Below are 22,284 nucleotides of genomic sequence, written 5' to 3' on the forward strand. Positions count from 1 at the left end.
AACACCGGATCGATGGGGCCTAACCGAAACAGGGAACGATGAAACCATTGACCACACCGCGCATGGATCGCTGTATCGGCTGTCATTCGTGCTCGCTCGCCTGTGCCCGCCTGGTGCATAAAAAGCTTTCCTGGGCAACCTCGGGTATCAGGATTCATTCGGCCGGCGGGCTCTCCACCGGCTTTATTTCGGTGGTCTGTCTCGGCTGTGACCCGGCACCCTGTGTGCAGGTCTGTCCAACCGGTGCTTTTCGGCAACGCAAAGGGGGCGGTGTGGTTGTCCGTAAGAGCGACTGCATTTCCTGCGGAGCCTGCGTCACCGCCTGCCCCGTCGGGGCGATTTACCAGGACGGCGGCGGGGAGGTCTATGTCTGCCTGCATTGCGGGCGCTGTGTCGAATTCTGTCCCCACGGTTGTCTGGAGTTAACGCAGCGCGCCGACCTGCAGAGGAGTTTGGACCATGAATGAGCGTTTCAAAGTATTTGTCGTCGATTTGGAGGCTGCACAGGGCCGGGTTGAAACGATCGATGGTCGAAACGATGTCGCCGGTGGCAGCGGGCTGGCCGCGTTACTGTTCCTGCGCTACGGCAGGCCGGAGCAGCCCTGGGACCACCCGGAGCAGCCGATTATCCTGGCCATCGGCCCGTTGACCGGCCATTTCCCGTTGATGAGCAAGACGGTCTGCGCCTTTGTTTCTCCCTATCACGACCAGTATACCGAGAGCCACGCCGGCGGCCGGCTGGCGCTGGCGCTGTTTTTCGCCGGCTACGACGCACTCGTTCTGCTCGGGCGAGCCAAAACACTCAGCTGTCTGTCGCTCGGCTCCCAGCACCTGAGTCTTCGTGATGCCGGGTTTATGGAGGGAATGAATGTCGCCGGCACGGGCAAGCTGATCCGGAGGATGTTTCCCAAATCGTCAGGCCATCGATCGATTATCAGGATCGGCCCGGCCGGTGAGATCGGATCGGCGATGGCCTGCATCAACGTCGACTCGTATCGGCATTTCGGTCGGCTCGGCGGCGGTGCCGTATTTGGCGTCAAGAACCTGAAAGGGCTGGTGGTCTGCGGCGATGCCCAGCGGCCAGTGCCGCCGGGCAAGGAGTATGCCGGATTGTTCAAGGAGGTACACCGGCAGGTATGTTCCACCGACATGATGCGCAAATACTATCATCTCGGTACCGCCGCCAACCTCCGCGGTCTTAACGATATCCAGGCGCTGCCCTGGAACAACCTGCAGAAAACCGCTGATCCTGGCATCGAGGGGGTGACCGGTGAGATCTTTGCCGACCGGACCTTGCTGCGTAACGGTGCCTGTTCCGGCTGCCCGGTGGGCTGCATACATCTCGGCTTTTTCCGGGATCGGTTCAAAGAGGATGCCCGCTATCTCTACCACCAGGTACCCTACGATTATGAACCGATCTTTGCCGCCGGGACCATGCTCGGAGTTACCGATTGCTTTGACGTCCTGCGCATCCTCGAGGATTTCGAGCGGGTCGGTCTCGATGCGATGTCGGCCGGCGTGGCGCTGGCCTGGGCCACCGAGGCGACGCAGCGCGGACTGCTTTCAGAAAAGCAGACCATTGTCCGGTTGTCGTTCGGTGATGCAGGCGCCTATCAACAGGCGGCCCATCATCTCGGTCTCGGCAGCAACGAGTTCTACCGGCTGCTCGGCGGCGGTACCCGGAAAGCGGCAGCGGAATACGGCGGCGACGATTTTGCCTGTGTTCTCGGTCAGGAGATGGCCGGCTATGCCACCGGTCCGCTTTTCTTCACCGCTCAGTCGCTCGGGTTTCGCCACTCCCATCTCGACACCGGCGCTTACTCGCGGGAGCAGCAGGACCCGGCCAAAGATGTCACGACGGCGGTTGATTTTCTGTTGGCGGATGAACCGTATCGGGCGCTGCTCACGTCGATGACTGCCTGCCTGTTCGCCCGCTCTGTCTATCAATCGGAGCAATTGGTCAAATGCCTGGACTCGGTCGGCTACCGGGAATTGGCTGCATCGATCGAGCCGGTGGCCGAGCGCATCCGGGCGTTGCGCTGGCAGGTTCGAATCGCCACCGGTTTTTGCGCGGAAGAGATTACCATCCCCAAACGGTTTTATGACGTGACAACCTGGCAGGGCCCTGTCGATGGGGAGTATTTCGATCGGCTCAGGGAAGCCTACGGCCGGAGGATCATGGAGTTTGCGCTGCCTGAAGCAGCACCTCTCTGATACCGCCGTTACCTAACCGAGCAACCCTTCAGCCTTGAGCAGTTTGTAATTGACGCTGTCGATCAGGGCCTGCCAACTGGCCTCGATGATATTGATCGAGACACCGACCGTACGCCATTGACAGACATTGTCGGTACTTTCGACAAGAACCCGGACCTTGGCCTCGGTGCCGTGTTCTCCGGAAAGGACCCGGACCTTGTAGTCCGACAGCCCCATCTCCTCGAGGCAGGGGTAGAAGCGGGTGAGTGCTTTTCGCAGCGCACGGTCGAGGGCGTTGACCGGGCCGTCGCCCATCGAGGCGGTGTGGACCTCATGGCCGCCGACATAGAGTCTGATCGTCGCTTCCGTCAACGGTGGCCGATCGATCCGGTACTTGTTGTTCATCACGCGAAAGCCTTCAACCCGGAAAAACTTGCGTTGCAGGCCGAGTGCCTCACGCATCAGCAGCTCGAAACTTGCCTCCGCCGCTTCGTATTTGTAGCCCTGGTTTTCTTTTTCCTTGAGGTCGAGAATGATCGCCGACAACAGCGGATCGTCCGGTTTCAGACGCAGCCCCCATTGCTCGGCTTTGTGCAGGATATTGGCGCGGCCAGCCTGGTCGGAGATCAGGATGCGGCGGTTGTTACCGACCTTCTCCGGCTCGATGTGCTCGTAGGTGAGCGGATTGCGCTTGACGGCGCTGACATGGATGCCGCCCTTGTGGGCAAAGGCCGATTCGCCGACATAGGGCTGGTAGCGGTTATGCGGCAGGTTGGCCAGTTCGTTGATCAGCCGGGATGTCCGGTAGAGTTCGTCGATACGGGCGGCGGCCGTGCAGTCATGTCCCATCTTGAAGATCAGCGCCGGCAGGATCGAGGTCAGGTTGGCGTTGCCGCAACGCTCGCCAAAACCGTTCATCGTCCCCTGAACATGGGTGATTCCGCAATGCACGGCAACGAGGGCGTTGGCCACCGCTGTCTCCGAGTCGTTGTGTGAATGAATGCCGAGTTTGACGGCAGCGTCGTCACGGTCGAGTGTATTCTTTACCGTCTTGATGATGGCCGGCAATTCGTGGGGCAGGGTGCCGCCGTTGGTGTCGCAGAGGACCAGGGTACCTGCACCGCCGCGCACGGCGCTGGCCAAGGTGGCCAGCGCGTAGTCCGGGTTGTTCTTGAAGCCATCGAAGAAATGTTCGGCATCGTAGATCAATTCATCCACGGAAGGCTTCAGGAAGGCCAGGGTGTCCTCGATAATCTCCAGGTTTTCTTCGAGCGAGATGTTCAGGGCATCGGTTACGTGGATATCCCAACTCTTGCCGAAGATGGTGATGACCGGTGTTTCGGCCTGCAGCAAGGCCTGCAGGTTGGCGTCCTGCTCCGGGTTGTTCTTGATGTGGCGGGTCGAACCGAAGGCGGTAAGACGTGCGACCGTTAATTTGTGGCGTCTGATCTTGTTGAAATAATCGACCGACATCGGGTTTGCGCCCGGCCAGCCCCCCTCGATATAATCAATACCGAGTTGATCCAGGGCGAGCGTGATGCGGACCTTATCCTCGACGGATAGATTGAAATTTTCCGCTTGGGTTCCATCCCGAAGCGTGGTGTCGTAGATTTCGATGGCTCGCGCCATAACAATTCACTTCCTGGTTGAAGGGTGACCGGTTATCCGTCCGGCATATGCTGTCTCTCTGCCCGGCGCTCTTCCAAAGGTATCGTGAAGCGGGGAGCAGATTCCGGTGCCTGTCCGGTCGACGTTGGCCCGACCGCCGGTCAAGCCGAGCGGGAGCGTTACATGCCGGAGCATAGCGTCAGATAGTAAGCGGTCGGCTGGAAAATGCAAACATTTTGACCATGGGCGCCGGGACTCGCCGTTTCCGTGCTTCCGGCCACGGTGTCTGAACCGTATCCGGTCTTGCGATAACACGATTTTCGATGTACATAGAGCCCATTATCACCAAGAGGGAGCGACGGTCGCGGCCGCTGTCCCCTCGCACCCTGTCTGCTGCATTACACCAGAGAACCCATATTCGGGAGGAAAACGGATGAATCGTCTGGCACGAATGACCCTGTGTTTTGCCGTAGTACTATTTCTTGCCATGCCTGCGCTGGCGCAGGACCAGAAAGTGAGATGGAAACTTGCCATGACCTGGACGAGCACCCTGGAGCCCCTTGCTCTGGCCGGCCCCTGGCTCGCCGAGATGGTCAGCGAGATGACCGATGGCAATTTCGAGATTCGTTTCGAGGGAGCGGAAAAACATAAAGCGGCACTGGAAATTCTCGACATGGTCAAGGGCGGCCAGTTCGAGATGGGACACAGCGCCTCGTACTACTGGAAGGGCAAGGATGTGACGACCACCTTTTTCACCACCGCCCCGTTTGATCTGAATGCCGCCGAACAATACGGCTGGTACTATTACGGTGGCGGCCTGGAATTGATGCAGAAGGTCTACTCCAAATTCGATGTCTACTCTTTTCCCGGAGGCAACACCGGTGTTCAGATGGGCGGCTGGTTCCGCAAGGAGATCAAATCCCTTGACGATCTGCAGGGCCTGAAGATGCGGATCCCCGGGCTGGCCGGTGAAGTGTTCGCCAAACTGGGGGTCAATGTCACCAATATCGCTCCCGGCGAACTCTACACCGCTCTTGATCGTGGCACCATCGATGCCCTCGAGTGGGTCGGTCCGGGCATGGATATCAAGATGGGCTTTCACAAAATCACCCCGTACTACTATGCCGGTTGGCAAGAACCGGCTTCGGAATTGCAGTTTCTGGTCAACAAGGCTGCTTTCGACAAACTACCGCCTGCCTACCAGACGGTGCTGACGACGGCCATGCAGGCTATCGCCTTCAAGATGACGGCGGCCAATTTCGAGGCCAACGCCCGAGCCTGGGAGCAGATGAAGGCCGAATTACCCGATATCAAGGTGATGACCTTCCCCGAGCCGGTACTCAAGGCAATGAAGGCGGCAACGGATGAAGTGATGGCCGGGTATGCCGCCGAGAATCCGGAGTTCAAGGAAGTGTACGAGTCTCGCAAGGCGTACCTGGCGGTGGCTCGTCCATGGACCAAGGTGTCTGAACAATACTATATCGAGACATCTGACGTCGTTGCCGAATAGGCTGGTTTTTTGAGTCCGTCTGCCAACCGGCGCCCGGACCGTTCACGCGGTCCGGGCCTTTTTTGTCATCGCTCGTTGTCGCGGGCACTACGATCAGGTAAACATCGTTTATAGGAGGCAGGGTTGTTGCGAAGAACCCGTGGAATCAGCTGATGTTGGTGAAAATCGAACGGGCCTTCATGCGTCTGAACCGCTTTACCGGCAAGATCCTGGCGGTTCTGTTGTTATTGATGGTGATCAACGTCTTCTATGATGTGGTCATGCGCTATTTTCTGCATAACAGCTCAGTGGCAATGCAGGAGATGGAGTGGCATTTGTTTTCCGTCATGTTTCTCTTCGGCATATCCGTCGCCTTGCTCGACGAAGGTCACGTCCGTGTCGATTTCCTCTATGACCGATTCTCCATTCGTCGCAAAGCACTCATCAATATCGTCGGCACCGTCTTATTTCTCGTACCGCTGGCCCTGCTCGTCTTGTTCGGCTCGCTTGATTACGTTGTCGACTCTTACCAGATCCAGGAGATTTCCGAAGATCCAGGCGGTTTGCCGTACCGCTGGCTGATCAAGGCGATGATCCCGTTGTCGTTCGGTTACCTGATCTTCTGCTCGCTGGGGTATACGGTCAAGCAAATCAATTTACTGCGTACCGCCGGTACGGATAGGCGGGCGGAGGGCAAGCGATGACCGGTCTCGTCATGTTCTGCGCCGCCCTGGCGATGCTCGTCGTCGGCTATCCGGTCGCTTTTACCTTCGGGTCGGTGTCGATTTTTTTCGGTATCATCGCCGCCGTCGTCTACCTGCAAGGAGATCTGTCGCCGGCCCTGATCGCCGGCGAGTTTTTCCAGATGTTCTCGATGATGCCGTTTCGCATTTACGCCATCATGAAAAACACCATTCTGATGGCCGTACCGTTGTTTATCTTCATGGGCATCCTGCTGCAGCGCTCCGATCTGGCCGAGCGGCTGCTGGAGGCGATGGGCAGCCTGTTCGGCAGGGTGCGCGGTGGGCTGGCGGTCAGCACCGTGCTGGTCGGAACGCTGCTTGCCGCTTCAACCGGAGTGGTCGGCGCTTCGGTGGTGGCGATGGGGGTCATCTCGCTGCCGGTGATGCTCAAATACGGCTACTCGAAACGATTGGCCACCGGGACGATCTGTGCCTCGGGCACTTTGGGACAGATCATCCCGCCATCCATCGTGCTGATCATTCTCGGCGATGTGTTCCAGCAGCCTGTCGGCGACCTGTTTCGTGCAGCGGTCGGGCCGGGGCTCATCCTGGTGGGCTGTTATATCACGTATATTCTCATTATCTCCGTTATCCACCGACGAGTGGCGCCGGCGATGCCGATCGATGAAGATCTGACGCGGCGGCAGAGCCTGGCACGGGCATTGTTTGCCATTGTCCCGCCGTTGACCCTGATCGTCATGGTGCTCGGTTCGATTTTTGGCGGTATTGCCACGCCGACCGAGTCGGCCGCGGTTGGTTGTGTCGGCGCCGTCGTACTGGCTGCGCTGTATCGCAAGCTGAGCTGGCAGGTAGTAGAGGAATCGGCCTTGGAGACGGTGAAAATTACCGCGATGGTGTTTGCCATCCTGATCGGCGCGACCGCGTTTTCGATGGTTTTCGTCTACACCGGTGCCGATTATCTGGTCGAGGATATGCTGACCAATCTGCCCGGCCAGAAATGGACGTTTCTGATCCTGTCGATGCTGGTCATCATGGCCCTCGGGTTCTTTATCGATTTCATCGAAATATCGTATATCGTCGTGCCGATCCTGTTGCCGATCGCCGATATTATCGGCATCAATCCGCTCTGGTTCGCGATCCTGATCGCGATGAACCTGCAGACCTCGTTTTTGACCCCGCCGTTCGGTTTTTCCCTGTTTTATCTCAAGGGGGTCTGTCCCCCCGAGGTGCAAACCGTCGATCTCTATCGCGGCGTCATCCCGTTTATCACCATCCAGGTCATCGTTCTCTGCTCGATCGTTATCTTTCCGGACTTTTACGGATTCCACTGATTCCCGTTTTGCCTCCATCTCGGTTGACACCGCCTCCTTCCATGATGATATCATGAATGGAGGTGTGTTTGTGCGCCACTGTGTTTTTTTCAGAGATTCGAGAGAAGGAGAACATCAATGCTGACCAAGCAGGAGTTTACCGAGAAAGTGCAGCAGCTGGTTGCCGAAGTCCGGGGAATGACCGGTATCGATGATCCGCAGAACATCGCCGAGACCGCGGCCCGCCTCAAGGGCCTCAATTACGCGCCGCCGGTCGGCGGCGGTCTCGACACCTTCCTGTCCTATACGACAAGCGAGCTGGCCCAGGAGATCGAGCGACTCGCGGCACTGCCGGATGATCAGGTCGATCCGCCGCCGGCACCGGGCGAGGGCGTGCTCGACATCAAGCTGCAGCAAATTTCGGTACTGGTCTTTTACTTTCGAGAGCTTGCCGAACTGCGTCGCGGGGTGCCCGAGGCCTGGGACGAGATAGACGAACTCTACGTCCACGATTAACGGTCACAAGATCCGCTTGCCGAACAGGGATGAGGCCAGCGAGACGGCTGTCTGCGCGGTCCGGTTGCTGATGTCCAGGATCGGGTTAGTCTCCATGATATCGAGAGAATTCAGCCTGCCGGTATCGCAAATGGTTTCCATCAGCAACTGGGCTTCCCGGTAGGTTAATCCCCCCGGTACCGGCGTGCCGACCCCCGGCGCCTCGTTGGCGTCCAGGCCGTCCATGTCCAGACTGATATGGATCCTCTCGAAACGGGACAGGATCTTCATCGTCTTCTGCAAAACACCGTGCATACCAATTTCGTCGATATCGCGCATCGTGAAGATGATGCAGCCCGATTCGCGAATGTGCTCTCGCTCCCGCCGGTCGAGATCGCGGACGCCGATCAGCACGACCTGGTCGGCCTTCAGCTTGGCGCCGAGCCGGCCGACATCGACCAGTTCGCGGGGCCCCCGGCCAAGCAGGATAGCCAGGGCCATGCCATGGATATTGCAGCTCTGGGAGGTTTCCGGGGTATTGAAATCGCCGTGGGCGTCGATCCAGACGATGCCGCAGGCCGCATCATGGGTGACGCCGCCGATACTGCCGATGGCGGCCGAGTGATCGCCGCCGAGAAAGATCGGGACGGTTCCGTCCCGGATAGCGTCACGGGCCAGCCCATAGGTCGTTTCGCAGGCCGCGCGGATCAGCGGCAGCCGTTCGGCGTAACTGGTGCCGACCAGCGTGTAGTGGCCGGGTACATCGATATTGCCCAGATCCTCGGTTCGGTATCCGAGATTGCGCAGCGCGCCGGCCAGGCCGGCATAGCGAATGGCCACCGGCCCGATGTCGACGCCGCGGTGCTGCTGGCCAAGATCGATCGGGATGCCGATAATTCTGACGGTCCGCTTCTCCATCAGGTTTGCAGGTTATTCCAGAGATTGACGATGAAATCCTGGGCATTGGTCAAGATAGCCTGGGCCTGTGCCGAACCGCGGTTGGCCAGTTTGTCGGCGCTGAATTCGGACATGTCGACGATAAAGAAGAAGACCGGGCGTACGGTGCCATCCGCCTCCACGCGATAGCTCGGCACCATGTTGCCGAAGGCGATGGCATGGAGTTGGGTGGCCATGGCGATCACCGTGGTCGCCCGGCGGGCATGCTGTCGCATGGCGTCCTGGGCAGCGTAGGCATCGCCGATGACCCCGGGCAGGGGGCCGTCGTCACGAATGGAACCGGCAAGGACGTAGGGAATGGCATGTTTCTCACAGGCGTGCATGATGCCGTCGGTGAGGCCGGCCTGGTGCAGGTAGGCCTTGATCGAGCCGGCGGCCCGGGCGGCGCTGATGACGTCGAGATGGTGGTAGTGGCCGAGCGGGACGAGTTGCTGGTTGTAGATGTCCTGGCCGAGTCCGGTGCCGAAGCGGGCCGCCTCGAGATCGTGGGTGGCCAGTGCGTTGCCGGCCAACAGCGCGTGGCAGTAACCGTTTTCGATCAATCCCTGCATGGCGTTGCGGCTGTCCTTGTCAAAGGAGACGGCCGGCCCGAGAACCCAGACGATGGAGCCGTGCTCCCGGTCGTGGCGCAGGATCCGGTAGAGATCGTCGTAGGAGCGGGAAAAAGGGGTTTCCCTGGTGCCGCGGGAACGGAAAATGAACTTGTCTGCAGAAGCGTGGTGCCGGCTGAACCCATCCGGGTGGACGAAAATCCCTTCCTCGCCGTTCTCACTGCGTCCGACGACCACCAGGTCGCCGGCACGCAACCGGCGCGGCTCGGTTACCGCGAGACTTCCCTCGCTGACCACGATCACTGCATCCATCCGGCTTTCCGGGGCTAGGGTCCAGCCGTAACCGGCGAGGTTGACGTATTCGGGAAAGTTCGAGGTGGCGTGAAACAGCTCAGGGGCGATGCCGTCGGCGGGAGCCGGGACGAGCCGGGCACAGGGGCTGTCGCACAACGGCGGCCTGTCAAACGGTGGCGGCTGGTAAACCATGAGCGGGTCCATTGGTACCTCCGTGGGCAGGTAGGTCGTGGATGGTCGAAATGATCATACGCTATTTCCCGGTAATTGACAAAGCAGAAGCGGTGGAATAAACGAAGGAGTGGGTGGTGCGCGTGCCGGCCCCCGGTTGGTCGAAAACGAAACAAGCAGCAGTGGAGAGCCCATGCACCTGTTGATCGATATCCTGTTGATCGTACTGCCGGTATTTCTGGTGGTCGGTCTCGGCTTTTCCCTGAAAGGTTCCGGCCTCGTCGATGCCGAGTTCCTGTTCCGGCTCAATCGCCTGATCTATTATGTCGCGCTGCCGGCGCTGCTCTTCTATAAAATCGCCACGGCCGACTTTTCCGCCAGTTTCGACCCCCGCCTGCTGCTCGGCATGGTCGTCTCGATCTGCACCGTGTTCCTGTGCAGCTACGGCTACACAGTCTTGCGGGGATACTCGCCGGAGGCCCGCGGCGCCTTTACTCAAGGAGCCTTTCGCGGCAATCTCGCCTATGTCGGGCTGGCGATCGCCTTTAATGCGTATGGTGTCGAAGGCTTTGCCATTGCCGGTATCCTGGTCGGCTTCCTGGTACCGCTGCTCAACGCCTTGGCCGTATTGTCGCTCCTGTTGCCGCAACGACAGACAAACCACAGTTTCAGCAAGGCCTTCTGGGCATCGCAATTCGTCTTCAATCCGCTCATTATCGCTTCATTTGTCGGCATCATCTGGAGTTTTTTCAATCTGCCGTTGCCGCAGGTCGTCGATCGGGCACTCGATATCCTGACCGGCATGTCGCTGCCGCTCGCCCTGATCTCGATCGGGGCCTCCTTTTCTCCACGAAATCTGCGCGGGGAAGTCGTCAAGGCGGTGCTGGCCAGCGGCATTAAAATAGTCTGGATGCCGTTGTTGACGGCCTTCATCCTGCTGTTGCTCGGCATCCGGGGAATGGAACTCGGCGTCGGGGTGGTCCTGGCGGCCAGTCCGACAGCGACCGCCGCCTATATCATGGCCCAGCAACTCAAGTCGGATGCCGAATTGTCCGGCTCGATCATCATGCTCTCGACGCTGCTGTCCGTGTTCACCTATTCGGCCGCCCTGTTTTTTCTTCGTTACAGCGGTCTGTAAACGAGGGGAGAACCTCTCCGCTCCTGATTTCCTCGGTCGGGCCAGGTCCCCAACGTCGTCCTTCCGCTTTGCCATGGAGCAGGTAATGGGTGCGTGCGCCATTAGTGCCAAGGACGCCGTTTTCCCCGAAGTAGGAGTGGCCGGAAACATCGGGATAGCGATTCCAGTAGGCCTGTGCCAGCGCAAGTTCGGCCGGGTCCTGGTCGCCGGATCGGGGGGGTGCGTGCCGGTCCGGGTGGAACAGTGGAGAGCCGGCCAGGCCGACCAACCAGGATCCGAACGAGACGACACAGATGATGACGATCACCCTGTCGATCCATTTATTACCGTTGGCGCTCACCGGCACTCCTGCGGAACGAGTCTGATCACGATCGGGACCGGCCGGCGGACTTTGTCCGGTCCGGTCGGGTTAATAGAAATGAAACGTGCCGCCATTGGTTAAAAGCGGGTAGAGATTCAGCGGCAGTGAAATGCTGCCGGCGGCGACGATGCCGTGTCGCCAGGCCGGGGGAAAACGGTGCAGCCAGAGGCCGGCACCACCAACCGCGCCAATCAGCGGCAGCATGGTCCACAGGGGAATGACCGCATTACGATACCAGGATGCCGGGACCACCAGGGCCAGGACGCCGGCCAGCAGCCAGAGGAGATAGAGTGGTATCAGTCCGGAGCCGGCGACTATCGGGTTTGACCGCTCGGGGCCGGCCGGCCGTTGGAACAATGCGCAGGCATGCCAGATCAGGCTGCCGCCGCAGCCGCTCAGCGTGTTGACCAGCATGTCGCTGAGTCCATAGGTCCGCGCCGGGTGCAGCCCCTGCAAAAACTCGTCATGGATGCCGAGCAGTGTTGTGAAACAGGCCGAGCAGACCAGCAGCGCATGCCCCTGCAGGCGCGGCGCCATGGCAAAACGAACGACCAGGGAGAGAAACATGTATTCGATGACGTGGATTTTTTTTGCCGGCAGATGTGCTTCGGGCAGCAGCAGTGCGATACAACACAGGCCGATGCCGGTCAACAGCGCTGCTCTGCCGAGCGAGGCACGCTCGCGACGCCTGGAGAAAAAGAGGCAGAGAGCAAGCAGGATCGCCAGGGTCAACGCGACCGGCAGGCCGGCGATTGTCTTCTCCGGCAGGTGCGCGTTGACCAACTGCCAGACCGGGAACATGCTGACATAGACGGGGACGAGCAGCAGGCTCAGCAGGTAGCCGGAAACGGTTTTTGCGGTGGCCTTGTGTTGGCGTGACATCGCTTATCAATGCTTAAATCCGGGATCGGAGAAGGGGCGCCGGGCACTGGTGATCCTGCACCGCTTTTGACCAAAATAGCCGGTTGCGATCGTCAAGACAACCCTATTGGCGGCAAATCGCAACCATTGCGGGACCTACGGGCACATGGAGCAGAAATTTTGACCGACAGGGCTGACGAGCGGGCGATTTTTCGCTATAATTGTGTAGATACACAAAATCACAAAATCATCGCGGCTTCGTATCAGCCGCAGCCATATCGATGAAGGGAGGGAATCCATGGGTTGGAGACAATTTTTTACCCCGGTGCGGTCGATGAATGCTTCTGAGGCAAAGGCGTACATTGAGGAACTGGGTGACGAGGGCTTCCAGCTGATCGACGTCCGACAGCCGGCTGAATATCGAGCAAGCCATCTTCCCGGGGCGCGCTTGATGCCGGTTGCCGACCTGGGCGAGAGCAGCGGCGATCTCGATCCCGACAAGCCGACCCTGGTCTATTGCGCGATCGGCGGCCGGAGCCGTGTCGCCGCGCAGATGCTTGCCGGCAAAGGGTTTTCAAAGGTGATCAACATGTCCGGCGGCATCAAGGCCTGGCGAAGCAAAACGGCAGTCGGACCGGAAGACAGCGGGCTCGAGCTGTTTTCCGGGAACGAGGCACTGACCGAGGTATTGTCCGTCGCCTATGGCCTGGAGACGGCCTTGCTGGAATTTTATGAATCGCTGGCCGGGCAGGTTGATCGCCAGGACGTCAGGGAGATGTTTCAGCGGCTGGCGGCCATCGAGGCCAAACACCAGCAGCGTATTGTCGACTACTACCGGCAGGCCCGGGGCGGTGGAGACGATGAGGAAAGCATTGCCGGGCGAGACCTCGGCGACACGCTGGAAGGCGGCCTGACCACCGGGCAGTATCTCGACCTGTATCAGCCTGATCTGCAGGACGTCGGCGACGTCCTGTCGCTGGCCATGGCCATCGAGGCGCAGGCCCTTGATCTGTATCAGCGGGCGGCCGACCGTGCCGCCACCTCGGAGATGAAAGAAGCACTGTCGACCATTGCCGGCGAAGAGCGTCAGCATCTCAGACAACTCGGCGAGTTATTCGCCGAACAGACCGGCAGCGGGGAGGGGGCATGAATAAGCGTCTGGTCATAGCCGGCGGCGGTCATGCGCACATGATGACCCTGGCCGGTCTCGGCGACTTTCTCGATCGGGGCTGCGAGGTGACGGTAATCGGGCCGTCTGAGTATCACTACTACTCCGGGATGGGTCCCGGTATGCTGGGCGGCACCTATCGGCCCGAAGAGATACGCTTTGCCACCAGGGCTCTCACCGAAAAGCTTGGCGGCACCTTTGTCCGGGCCATGGTCACCGGCATCGATCCGGAGCGGCGCCAGGTCCTGTTGGATTCCGGCGAATCGATCGCCTACGATGTATTATCCTGCAACCTCGGCAGCCAGGTGCCGGGCGGTATGGTCGACGGGCCCCTGGACGATATTTTTCTGGTCAAGCCCATCGAGCGGTTGCAGGCCGCCCGGCGGCGGATCGTCGAGCTCGGCTCGCAACGAGCGATCCATATCGGCGTTGTCGGCGGCGGCCCGTCGGCGGTGGAGATCGCCGGCAATATCTGGAGCATCGGTCGGCAACCCGGCATGCAGCCGCTGTCGATAACGGTGTTTGCCGGCAGTGGTCTGTTGCCCCACCATCCAGCCGGGGTGCGCCGTCGGGCAGAGGAGTCCCTGCGCCGGCGGGGCATTACCATCGCGGCCGGGCAACGGGTCAGCGCTATCCGGGCCGGCCGGATTGAAGACGATTCCGGCGTGGTCCATCCCTGCGATATCATCTTTGTCGCTGTCGGAGTGCGGCCTGCCCCGCTGTTCGCCGAGTCGGGGCTGCCGGTCGGGCCGGACGGCGGCATGCTCGTCAATTCCTCCCTGCAGAGTACCGGTTACGAGACGATCTTCGGCGGCGGCGATTGCATTTCATTTCAGGGGCAGTCGCTCGATAAGGTGGGGGTCTACGCGGTGCGCCAGAACCCGGTGCTGCGCGACAACCTGATGGCCGCGCTGTACGGTGGACCGCTGCAAACGTTCAAGCCGGGCGGCAGCTATCTGCTGATCTTCAATCTCGGTGACGGAACCGGGATTTTCTACAAATGGTCGGTGCTCTTCGGCGGTCGCCTGGCCTTCTGGATCAAAGACCGGATCGACCGCCGATTCATGCGGGAGTTCCAGCGTTTCGAATAGGATTCCGTGACTGGCCGGTCCGCCTGCTCACGCCTGGTAGAGGCGCTCGACCTCGTCGTGGAAGGCCGACATGATGTTTTTCCGGCGCAGCTTCATGGTCGGAGTCAATAAGCCCTGTTCTATGGTCCACGGCCGCAGGGTCAGGTGGATGTCCTTGATCCAGGCGAAACCGGGGAAGTGTTTCAGGCACCCCTCGATACGGCGCAGCAACATGGCCCGGACGGTCTGGTCGGTCAGCGACGTTTCGTCATCGGGGATACCGATCTGGGCGGCAACCTGTTTCCAGATCTCCGGGTTGAGGACGGCCAGCACCGTCAGATAAGGGCGTCCCTCGCCGATCACCAGGTTTTGTTCGAACAGCGGGTCGGCGGCGATGGCCGTTTCGACATCGGTCGGCGAGACCTTCTCACCGTTGCTCAGTACGAGGATCTCTTTCAACCTGCCGGTGATCCGCAGGTGACCATCTTCGATCCGGGCCGTATCGCCGGTATGCAGCCAGCCGTCAGCGTCGATTACGGCGGCGGTCGCTTCCGGATTGCGCCAGTAGCCGAGCATGACGTTGCTGCCACGGACGAGCAGTTCGTCGTACTCAACGTTTTTGGCGGCAATACCCGGCAGCAACGGGCCGACTCCTTCGGGGCGATTGTCTTCCAACCGGTTGACACTGATGATCGGGCTCGTTTCTGTCAGGCCGTAGCCCTGATAAATCTTGATTCCCAGACCGATCAAGGTGCGTGCCACCTCGAACGAGAGGGCAGCGCCACCGCTAATGACGATGCGCAGCCGGCCGCCGAGCCGCTCCCGGACCTTGGCGCCGACGAGCCTGTCGAGCACTGGCTGCAGCAGGAATTCGGGTGACCAGTGGGCCCGGTGCTGGCTGTGCAGGTAGCGACGCCAGCCGATATCGGCGGCAAGCGTGAACAATTTCTGTTTCAGGGCTGATTCCTGGGAGATCTTGATGCGTACCCTGCTGTGCAGTTTCTCGAAAATTTTCGGTACTGCGACCAGCACTGTCGGCCTGACTTCGGCCAGATCATCGGAAAGCTGCTGGATTGATCGGGCGTAGGCCACCGTCGCCCCGGCCATCATCGGCAGATAATAGCCGGCCGTACGTTCGAGCATGTGGGACAATGGCAGAAACGAGAGCAACAGGTCGTCGGGGTATACCGGAATGCAGGAGAGCCCGGCGGCAGCATTGCCGACGATGTTGCGATGACTGAGCATGACCCCTTTCGGCCGGCCGGTGGTACCGGAGGTGTAGACGATGGTAGCCAGTTCCTCATCGGTCGGCAGTTCGCCCGCTTCCCGGCCCTCGTCCGGCAGCCAGTCGGCGAGGGCGACGATCCGTTCCGCACCGCTATCTGCTCCGTCTGCTTGCTCGTCGTCGATGGTGATAATGCGCTGCAGCATGGGCAGGGCGGTGGTCAGCGAGCTGATTTTCTCCCGGTAGAAGGGACCGGGGCAGAGCAGCACTTTGGCCTCGGTCTGATCGACGATATAGGCGATGTTATCCGGCCGATCGTTGGCATAAAGCGGCACGACGATCAGTCCGAGCGACAGGGCCGCCAAGTCGAAACAGACCCAGTTGATGCCGTTGGGCAGCAAAACCGCCACCCGGTCGCCCCGGTCCAGCGTTTCAGCAAGTAGTCCGGCGCGCCACCGGGCCACCCTGGCTTCTGTCTCCGCCCAACTGAGGTGGTGCCAGTTGTTGTCGTGCGTATCGAAAAACTGGTAGGCCGGAGCTTCAGGCGAACGGCGAACACGTTCCCGGAACAGGCCCGGGATGCTCAGAGACGGTGTGTCGATGATGTCGGGGGGGCGGGGCATGGTGGTCCTCCTGAGCGATTTTGGTTAGTTTCGCCGCGGACGCACCGGCTGGGAGCGGGCAGGAGATGATATATGCACGAGAAAAGCTCCGAACCGGGTCGTCCGCTTTTCTGATTTCCTGAACGTCATTTCCGCGGCGGCTCAGGGGAGCAGTGTTGCTGGGCCGCCAACTCTTATCTAACAGATAATATAAGTATCAACACTATTATTTCACGTTGCCTGATTGTTTTCAAAGGATTTTGTTTTACAATGACAGACAATGCGATGAAGTATCGTCGGCGCGGCAGAGTCGATTCTTGTTGTCGATGGTGGCTGCGCCACCCCCGGTTCGGCCTGGAGGGATCATGTTTGAAAAGGATGTGACGCTTTTTCCCGTCAAGGAGCGGTACTGTTTTCTCAGCCATTGTGCGGTTTCTCCGCTCTATGTCGCGGCCGCTTCGGCTGCCGCCGGTTTCCAGCAGAGTCTGGTGGAAAGCGGTGTGACCGCGCTGGCCTCCTTCGGTGACTTACTGCCGCGTTTTCGCAACGGTATCGGCTCGTTGCTCGGTACCACGGCAGAAAATATCTCGTTTGTCCATTCCACGGCCGAGGCGCTCTGCCAGGTGGCCAACGGTTATCCGTTTCAGCCGGGCGACCAGATTGTCAGCTACATCCACGAATATCCAAGTAATCACTATCCCTGGGCGCTGCAGCAGCGACGCGGCGTTGAATTGATTCTGCTGCCGGATCGCTGTCCGGTCGAGGGGTTCGAGCCGGTCGGCCGGCCGACCGGCTGGCTGCTCGCCGACCTGGAGAAGGTTTGTGGTCCCCGCACCCGGGTCGTGGCCGTCAGCCACGTCCAGTTTGCCAGCGGGTTTGCCGCCGATCTGCAGGAGCTCGGTGCGTTCTGCCGGGAGCGCGGCATCGATCTGATCGTCGATGCCGCCCAGAGTCTTGGTTGTCTGCCGATTTACCCGGAGTCCTGGAACATCGCTGCGGTTGCCGCCTCGGGCTGGAAGTGGCTGATGGGGCCGAAGGGTGCCGCGGTACTGTATACCGATCCTCGCCTGCGGGAGAAAATTTCACCGGTACTGGCCGGTCCGGGCATGATGCAGCAGCAATTCGATTATCTCGATCATCGCTGGAATCCGTTTGGTGACGGCAGGCTGTTCGAATATTCGACCATTGCCTGGGACCACGTCGCCGCTTTTGCGGTCATCGCCGAGGATATTTTCAGCCGTTACCCGATTGAGTCCATCCGCGACGAGGTCTTCCGGCTCCAGGACCTGTTCCTGCAGCGCCTGGACCGGCAGCGCTACCGGCCACTGCTCTTCGACCGGTCCCATCGATCGGGGATCATCAGCCTCGCGGTGGACGGGGACGCCGTTCAACTGGCGCGTAAACTTGTCCGGGAGACCGTTATCGTCACCGAGCGCGCCGGCTATCTGCGGGTTGCGCCCCATTTTTATCTCGACGATGAACAGCTCGTCCAGGCGGCAGACACATTCAACCGCATTACCTGATCGGTGTTCAACGATACTCACAGGAGGACCTCATGGAAAAAACCATATTGATCACCGGGGCCACGGCAGGGTTTGGCCGGGCCTGCGCCGAATTCTTTGCCGACAAAGGCTGGAAACTGGTTTTGACCGGCCGGCGTACCGAGCGACTGGAAGAACTGGCCGACCGGCTCGGTCGGGAACGGACCCATATCGTTTGCTTTGATGTCCGCGATCGCCGGGCGGTTGAGCAGGCCATTGACGGATTACCGGACGGTTTCGCCCGTATCGATGTGCTGGTCAACAACGCCGGGCTGGCGCTCGGTATGAGCAAGGCGCACGAAGCGGACCTGGACGATTGGGAGACCATGGTCGACACCAATATCAAAGGCCTGCTCTATATGACGAGAAAGTTGCTGCCCAGCATGGTTCTGCGTAACGCAGGCCATATCGTCAATGTCGGCTCGGTAGCCGGTGATCATGCCTATCCCGGCGTCAACATCTATGGTGCCAGCAAGGCTTTTGTCAGCCTGTTCAGCGACGGGCTGAAGGCCGATGTGCTCGGCACCGCCGTCCGGGTCACCAACATCGAGCCAGGCCTGGCAGAAACAGAGTTTTCCAAGGTCCGGTTCAAAGGGGATGAAAGCAAGGCAGACGCCGTCTATCAGGGGCTGCAGCCGCTGGCCGCTAGAGATATTGCCGAGGCGATCTATTGGGCAGTGGATCGGCCGGCCCATGTCAATATCAACCGTATCGAACTGATGCCGATCTGCCAGAGCTGCGGGCCGTTTCTGCTTCATCGAGATGGGTAAAACTGAGGATCTTACCGTTTTGTCAGGCGGATAGAGGAGCGGTGGGAAGGCCTGTCAAGAAGGACACGGTTCCATCCGGCCGTTTCCGATAATGCGAAATAATGCCGTGCGGTTTTGGGGTGCCCGGCGAGGGAGGAGACATGAAGAAGGGACACGGAGTGCTGTTCCTGTTGGCGCTGGTCCTGCTGTTGCCAAGCGGATTGCTGGCCAACCCCTGGGAAATGAAGCTGCCGTTTGCTGAAGCCACCATTACCTATGAGTTGAGTGGCATGGAAACCGGCGAGGAAGTGCTCTATATCAAGGACCACGGCCGGCGAACGGCCACCTATCGCACCGCCAGCACCTCGATGTTCGGCATGACCATGAAAAACAGGACGGTGGAAATTATCGACTCGGATTGGGTCTACACCTTTGATCTTCAGGAGCAGACGGGGACCAAATCGATCAATCCCCAGAAACTGATGATCGAGGAGTTCAGCAAACTTTCCGAGGAAGAGCGGAAATCAGTCGAAAAGAATGCCGAGACCATGGGCACCTCAATGATGCAGGGGATGCAGGGTACCGTCGAGCCAAAGGCCCGGGAGATCCTCGGCTACCCGTGCGACAAGTCGACCATGATGGGAGTTACCGTTTACTCGATTCACGGCTCCTCCATTCCGTTGCTGACCGATTCGAACATGATGGGCATTTCGATGAAGAGCACGGCTACCGCGATCAGCGAGGATCCTGTCGACGAGAAGCATTTCCAGTTCCCGGATAGCATTGAACCCCAGCCCGACCCCGAAGCTGATCGGATGGCCCAGATCATGGCCGAGCAGACCCTGGCCATGCTCAAAGATCCGGAAGCCTTCAAAAAGGAAAACAAGTCATTGCTCGGGCCGCAGGATCAGGGCGACATTTCTCCGGAAGATCAGCAGCAAATGGAAGAGGCGCTGAATACTCTGAAAGGGCTCTTCGGAAACTGATCTCCTCCCGTTTCAGTCCAACGGGGAACACCGATATGCATCAAGGCGGCGCAATGCCGCCTTGTCTGTTTGCGGAGAACCCAGCAGCCGTGAGGAGTCATCGACGCGATGGATTTTTTCTCGATCCTGGTAATTGCCGTTGGTCTGGCGATGGACGCGTTCGCGGTCTCGGTGGCCAGTGGTGTTACCATTACCGCCATGGGATTGCGCCAGACGGTCACCATCGCGCTATCGTTCGGTTTGTTCCAGGGGATCATGCCGGTTATCGGCTGGCTGGCCGGCATCGGTTTTCGTGATTATATCGCCGCTTACGATCATTGGCTGGCGTTTTTCCTGCTGACGGCGATCGGCGCCAAGATGATCTACGAATCCTTCCAACTCGAAGAAGACCGCTGCGATGAATTCTGTATGACCGGCGGCCGGCTCTTCCTGCTCTCGGTTGCCACCAGCATCGATGCGCTTGCCGTCGGCCTCAGCTTCTCCTTGCTCAATATCACCATCCTGACGCCGGCCCTGATCATCGGCGTGGTGACCTTTCTCCTCTCCTATCTCGGCATCATCCTCGGCCAGCGCGTCGGCCATGTCTTTGAGGGCAAGATCGAGATCGCCGGCGGTATCGTACTGATCCTGATCGGCCTGAAGATCCTGTTGGAGCACACGGTCCTGAGGGCGGTCTGATGTCCGGCCGGCCCCGGCCAAAAAAAAGTTGACACCCACAGGGCCTCAGGCTATATTCTCGCGCTACGAGATCGGGGGGATTCGGCGTATTGCCGCTTGTAATGTCCCGGATTCTGCGGTACATAGAAACAAGATCTCGATCATAATCCTCGGTAGCTCAGTTGGTAGAGCAGGTGGCTGTTAACCACCCTGTCGGCGGTTCGAGTCCGTCCCGGGGAGCCAGTTTTCAAAACGGCCCGTTTTCTTCGGAAGACGGGCCGTTTCTTTTTCCTGGGGAAGGTTTTTTCTCTAGAACATCAATGTCTTGTCGGTATTTCGGCACAAGCTCGCCATTCTTCCAAATAGAGTTTGAATACACGAAATTGATAGTTCGGGGCTTTTTCTGATCTTTCTGTTTTTCGTATAGTATTACAGCACGTTGAGCGATTTCGAATAACTTGATCTCTTCATTGAGATATGACCGGCTGGCAGTCTGGAATCGCTCTATTTTGCGTAAAAGTTCGTCCTGCTCTTTTTCCAGGTTGAGTTTTTCCGTTCGTAGAAGGCCTGATAGCGGTGGCCCCGGAAATTTGGACAAGCCGTTAAGTGGAAGATCTGCTGCCTTTTGGTATTGGAAATTGGGTTGTCGACCAAAGGCTGGATGATGGGAGCCGGATGAGCTGAGAGGTTCACGTCCGGTTGTGTGTCCAGCTAAGGCTGGTATGTTCAGCAGGAGTCAGTCCTGCCAGGGTAAGAATCAGAGGCCCTGTAGCTTGGATGGCAGCTATGAGGGAAACCAAGTAGCTGAAGCCTATCGACAAAGCAATCTTTAGTGATGTGAGCGAGTCACCGGGCCATAACGAAAGTGAACGTAGAGGTGGCCCCGAAAGTGAGAAACCCCGGAAGTCGAGCCCCCAACTGTAGGGCGAAGGCAGCATGGTCAGTCGAAGTCTGATCGATACGGCTGATACATTCCGGCGGGGTGGTAGCGATAGCACGGTGGCAAGGACATACTGAGCAACTGGAGAAGCCCTCCTCGTCCCAAAGCGAAATCTTTGGAGCAAGGTAGGTTCTATAACCGTTAACAGCGGGAAGTGAACTGAAAGGCGAGAGGGTGGCGGAGGGGTTCGTATGAGCGATGAACCGGGGTAATATCTGGTGAGCAAAGGAGCCCTACTGTTAATAATCTTCCAACAACACGGGGAGGCAGGGACGAAATGATAAAATCGTCCATTGGTCTGCAAGACTTGAGAAGGAAGATATACCTGAAGGCGAAGTCTGATAAGACATGGCGGTTTTGGGGGCTGTATGTTCATCTCTGTAAGATGGAAGCACTTCGATGGGCCTATCGCGAGGTGAAAGCTAACAACGGAGCCCCGGGCATAGATGGTGTAACGTTTGCTGACATCGAGAAGTCTGGAGTAGAAGTTTTTCTCGAACAGATACAAAGTGAACTGCACACCAGAACATATCGCCCCATGCGCAACCGGATCAAGGAGATCCCCAAGGATAATGGCAAAGTCCGGATCCTTGGCATTCCCAGTATTCGCGACCGCGTGGTTCAAGGCGCACTCAAGCTCATTTTGGAGCCTATATTTGAAGCCGACTTTCAGGAAGGGTCATATGGGTATCGTCCGAAGCGGACCGCCCATGCTGCCATAGATCGTGTAGCTGCAGCAGTTGTAAAGAACAAGACTCGCGTCATTGATTTGGATTTGAGTTCTTATTTTGATAACGTTCGGCATGACATGCTTTTAAAGAAAGTAGCCGAGCGGGTTAATGATGACGATGTCATGCGATTACTGAAGTTGATCTTGAAAGCAGGTGGTTCTCGAGGCGTTCCTCAGGGTGGTGTTATCTCGCCTTTGCTCAGTAACATTTACCTCAACGAGGTGGACAAGATGCTGGAACGGGCGAAGGAAGTAACCCGCCACGGTAGGTTCACGTATATTGAATATGCGCGTTTCGCTGATGACCTTATAATCTTGGTTGATGGTTACAGAAAGTGGGAATGGCTGTTAGAAGCTGCTCACAAGCGGCTTTTGGAAGAGTTTGAAAAGTTGGATGTTCAGATGAATCAAGAAAAGACCCGGATAGTTGATCTTACCCGGGATGAGTCGTTTAGCTTCCTGGGCTTTGATTTTCGGCGGATGA

General features: G+C 58.7%; 20 protein-coding genes and 1 tRNA gene. 15 read left to right on the forward strand and 6 right to left on the reverse strand.

The features are described from left to right. Nucleotides 1–38: 38 nt before the first annotated feature. Together BUC26_RS13500 and BUC26_RS13505 are read left to right on the forward strand one after the other, a co-directional pair. The gene (locus BUC26_RS13500) at nucleotides 39–467 is read left to right on the forward strand and encodes a 4Fe-4S dicluster domain-containing protein (protein WP_073376876.1); all 429 of its coding nucleotides are present in this window, start codon (nucleotides 39–41) and stop codon (nucleotides 465–467) included. After that, entirely contained in the window at nucleotides 460–2,214 is a 1,755-nt protein-coding gene (locus BUC26_RS13505) for an aldehyde ferredoxin oxidoreductase N-terminal domain-containing protein (RefSeq protein WP_073376878.1), read from the forward strand. Before BUC26_RS13500 ends, BUC26_RS13505 begins: the two co-directional genes overlap by 8 nt. A gap of 12 nt (nucleotides 2,215–2,226) precedes the next feature. Here BUC26_RS13505 and cimA read toward each other — a convergent pair whose 3' ends face one another. Continuing rightward, complete coding sequence (cimA, locus tag BUC26_RS13510) at nucleotides 2,227–3,822, reverse strand: citramalate synthase (protein ID WP_073376880.1); 1,596 nt, start codon at nucleotides 3,820–3,822, stop codon at nucleotides 2,227–2,229. 412 nt (nucleotides 3,823–4,234) lie between these two features. Here cimA and BUC26_RS13515 point away from each other — a divergent pair, with 412 nt between their 5' ends. From BUC26_RS13515 to BUC26_RS13530, 4 genes are all read left to right on the forward strand, one after another. After that, entirely contained in the window at nucleotides 4,235–5,311 is a 1,077-nt protein-coding gene (locus tag BUC26_RS13515) for a TRAP transporter substrate-binding protein (protein ID WP_073376882.1), read from the forward strand. Nucleotides 5,312–5,463: 152 nt separating this feature from the next. Further along, nucleotides 5,464–5,994, forward strand: coding sequence for a TRAP transporter small permease subunit (locus BUC26_RS13520; protein WP_073376884.1), 531 nt, complete (start codon nucleotides 5,464–5,466; stop codon nucleotides 5,992–5,994). After that, entirely contained in the window at nucleotides 5,991–7,325 is a 1,335-nt protein-coding gene (locus BUC26_RS13525) for a TRAP transporter large permease (RefSeq protein WP_073376886.1), read from the forward strand. The genes BUC26_RS13520 and BUC26_RS13525 overlap by 4 nt, the downstream gene beginning before the upstream one ends. Nucleotides 7,326–7,442: 117 nt before the next feature. After that, nucleotides 7,443–7,820 (forward strand): hypothetical protein, encoded by a 378-nt coding sequence (locus tag BUC26_RS13530; RefSeq protein ID WP_073376888.1) that lies wholly within the window; start codon nucleotides 7,443–7,445, stop codon nucleotides 7,818–7,820. Nucleotides 7,821–7,823: 3 nt separating this feature from the next. Here the strand turns inward: BUC26_RS13530 and rocF are convergent, their stop codons facing one another. Continuing rightward, nucleotides 7,824–8,717, reverse strand: coding sequence for an arginase (gene rocF, locus BUC26_RS13535; protein WP_073376890.1), 894 nt, complete (start codon nucleotides 8,715–8,717; stop codon nucleotides 7,824–7,826). After that, nucleotides 8,717–9,805, reverse strand: a complete 1,089-nt coding sequence (locus BUC26_RS13540; protein WP_073376892.1) for a putative NPN-dependent ornithine cyclodeaminase — start codon at nucleotides 9,803–9,805, stop codon at nucleotides 8,717–8,719. The genes rocF and BUC26_RS13540 overlap by 1 nt, the downstream gene beginning before the upstream one ends. Before the next feature lie 160 nt (nucleotides 9,806–9,965). On the opposite strand from BUC26_RS13540, the gene BUC26_RS13545 reads away from it, so the two are divergent. After that, nucleotides 9,966–10,910, forward strand: coding sequence for an AEC family transporter (locus tag BUC26_RS13545; RefSeq protein WP_073376894.1), 945 nt, complete (start codon nucleotides 9,966–9,968; stop codon nucleotides 10,908–10,910). On the opposite strand, the gene BUC26_RS13550 is transcribed toward BUC26_RS13545, so the two are convergent. Then, on the reverse strand, nucleotides 10,864–11,250 hold the full coding sequence (locus BUC26_RS13550; RefSeq protein ID WP_073376896.1) for a hypothetical protein: 387 nt from the start codon (nucleotides 11,248–11,250) through the stop codon (nucleotides 10,864–10,866). The genes BUC26_RS13545 and BUC26_RS13550 overlap by 47 nt on opposite strands. Before the next feature lie 69 nt (nucleotides 11,251–11,319). Continuing rightward, the gene (locus BUC26_RS13555) at nucleotides 11,320–12,153 is read right to left on the reverse strand and encodes a VanZ family protein (protein WP_073376898.1); all 834 of its coding nucleotides are present in this window, start codon (nucleotides 12,151–12,153) and stop codon (nucleotides 11,320–11,322) included. Between the two features lie 277 nt (nucleotides 12,154–12,430). On the opposite strand from BUC26_RS13555, the gene BUC26_RS13560 reads away from it, so the two are divergent. Continuing rightward, nucleotides 12,431–13,282 (forward strand): rhodanese-like domain-containing protein, encoded by an 852-nt coding sequence (locus tag BUC26_RS13560; RefSeq protein ID WP_073376899.1) that lies wholly within the window; start codon nucleotides 12,431–12,433, stop codon nucleotides 13,280–13,282. Beyond that, nucleotides 13,279–14,391 carry an NAD(P)/FAD-dependent oxidoreductase gene (locus BUC26_RS13565; RefSeq protein ID WP_073376901.1) on the forward strand — a complete coding sequence of 371 codons (1,113 nt, stop codon included), beginning with the start codon at nucleotides 13,279–13,281 and terminating at the stop codon, nucleotides 14,389–14,391. The genes BUC26_RS13560 and BUC26_RS13565 overlap by 4 nt, the downstream gene beginning before the upstream one ends. Before the next feature lie 27 nt (nucleotides 14,392–14,418). On the opposite strand, the gene BUC26_RS13570 is transcribed toward BUC26_RS13565, so the two are convergent. Further along, a complete protein-coding gene (locus BUC26_RS13570; protein ID WP_073376903.1) occupies nucleotides 14,419–16,218 on the reverse strand; it encodes an AMP-dependent synthetase/ligase in 1,800 nt (599 codons plus the stop codon). 344 nt (nucleotides 16,219–16,562) lie between these two features. Here BUC26_RS13570 and BUC26_RS13575 point away from each other — a divergent pair, with 344 nt between their 5' ends. The 6 genes from BUC26_RS13575 to ltrA all read left to right on the forward strand — a co-directional run. Further along, entirely contained in the window at nucleotides 16,563–17,720 is a 1,158-nt protein-coding gene (locus BUC26_RS13575) for an aminotransferase class V-fold PLP-dependent enzyme (protein WP_073376905.1), read from the forward strand. Between the two features lie 32 nt (nucleotides 17,721–17,752). Continuing rightward, nucleotides 17,753–18,508 carry an SDR family oxidoreductase gene (locus BUC26_RS13580; protein WP_073376907.1) on the forward strand — a complete coding sequence of 252 codons (756 nt, stop codon included), beginning with the start codon at nucleotides 17,753–17,755 and terminating at the stop codon, nucleotides 18,506–18,508. Nucleotides 18,509–18,648: 140 nt separating this feature from the next. Next, nucleotides 18,649–19,473, forward strand: coding sequence for a hypothetical protein (locus tag BUC26_RS13585; RefSeq protein WP_073376909.1), 825 nt, complete (start codon nucleotides 18,649–18,651; stop codon nucleotides 19,471–19,473). 108 nt (nucleotides 19,474–19,581) lie between these two features. Further along, nucleotides 19,582–20,151: a manganese efflux pump MntP gene (locus BUC26_RS13590; protein ID WP_073376911.1), complete on the forward strand. Its 570-nt coding sequence runs from the start codon at nucleotides 19,582–19,584 to the stop codon at nucleotides 20,149–20,151. A 146-nt stretch (nucleotides 20,152–20,297) separates the two neighbouring features. Further along, nucleotides 20,298–20,373 (forward strand) — tRNA-Asn (locus BUC26_RS13595). 974 nt (nucleotides 20,374–21,347) lie between these two features. Beyond that, a partial coding sequence (gene ltrA / locus BUC26_RS13605) for a group II intron reverse transcriptase/maturase (protein ID WP_073376915.1) occupies nucleotides 21,348–22,284 on the forward strand: 937 nt, incomplete at its 3' end.

It is taken from the genome of Desulfofustis glycolicus DSM 9705 (assembly GCF_900130015.1).
In the GTDB taxonomy this organism is placed as follows: domain Bacteria; phylum Desulfobacterota; class Desulfobulbia; order Desulfobulbales; family Desulfocapsaceae; genus Desulfofustis; species Desulfofustis glycolicus.

Excerpts from the sequence above, each read along its gene's own strand:
- BUC26_RS13540 (WP_073376892.1), bottom strand. The coding sequence starts at position 9,805 with ATGGACCCGCTCATGGTTTACCAGCCGCCACCGTTTGACAGGCCGCCG.
- BUC26_RS13590 (WP_073376911.1), top strand. The coding sequence starts at position 19,582 with ATGGATTTTTTCTCGATCCTGGTAATTGCCGTTGGTCTGGCGATGGAC.
- BUC26_RS13505 (WP_073376878.1), top strand. The coding sequence starts at position 460 with ATGAATGAGCGTTTCAAAGTATTTGTCGTCGATTTGGAGGCTGCACAG.
- cimA (WP_073376880.1), bottom strand. The coding sequence starts at position 3,822 with ATGGCGCGAGCCATCGAAATCTACGACACCACGCTTCGGGATGGAACC.
- BUC26_RS13500 (WP_073376876.1), top strand. The coding sequence starts at position 39 with ATGAAACCATTGACCACACCGCGCATGGATCGCTGTATCGGCTGTCAT.
- BUC26_RS13520 (WP_073376884.1), top strand. The coding sequence starts at position 5,464 with ATGTTGGTGAAAATCGAACGGGCCTTCATGCGTCTGAACCGCTTTACC.
- BUC26_RS13515 (WP_073376882.1), top strand. The coding sequence starts at position 4,235 with ATGAATCGTCTGGCACGAATGACCCTGTGTTTTGCCGTAGTACTATTT.
- BUC26_RS13570 (WP_073376903.1), bottom strand. The coding sequence starts at position 16,218 with ATGCCCCGCCCCCCCGACATCATCGACACACCGTCTCTGAGCATCCCG.
- BUC26_RS13545 (WP_073376894.1), top strand. The coding sequence starts at position 9,966 with ATGCACCTGTTGATCGATATCCTGTTGATCGTACTGCCGGTATTTCTG.
- BUC26_RS13580 (WP_073376907.1), top strand. The coding sequence starts at position 17,753 with ATGGAAAAAACCATATTGATCACCGGGGCCACGGCAGGGTTTGGCCGG.
- BUC26_RS13565 (WP_073376901.1), top strand. The coding sequence starts at position 13,279 with ATGAATAAGCGTCTGGTCATAGCCGGCGGCGGTCATGCGCACATGATG.
- BUC26_RS13575 (WP_073376905.1), top strand. The coding sequence starts at position 16,563 with ATGTTTGAAAAGGATGTGACGCTTTTTCCCGTCAAGGAGCGGTACTGT.
- rocF (WP_073376890.1), bottom strand. The coding sequence starts at position 8,717 with ATGGAGAAGCGGACCGTCAGAATTATCGGCATCCCGATCGATCTTGGC.
- BUC26_RS13530 (WP_073376888.1), top strand. The coding sequence starts at position 7,443 with ATGCTGACCAAGCAGGAGTTTACCGAGAAAGTGCAGCAGCTGGTTGCC.
- BUC26_RS13560 (WP_073376899.1), top strand. The coding sequence starts at position 12,431 with ATGGGTTGGAGACAATTTTTTACCCCGGTGCGGTCGATGAATGCTTCT.
- BUC26_RS13585 (WP_073376909.1), top strand. The coding sequence starts at position 18,649 with ATGAAGAAGGGACACGGAGTGCTGTTCCTGTTGGCGCTGGTCCTGCTG.
- BUC26_RS13525 (WP_073376886.1), top strand. The coding sequence starts at position 5,991 with ATGACCGGTCTCGTCATGTTCTGCGCCGCCCTGGCGATGCTCGTCGTC.
- BUC26_RS13555 (WP_073376898.1), bottom strand. The coding sequence starts at position 12,153 with ATGTCACGCCAACACAAGGCCACCGCAAAAACCGTTTCCGGCTACCTG.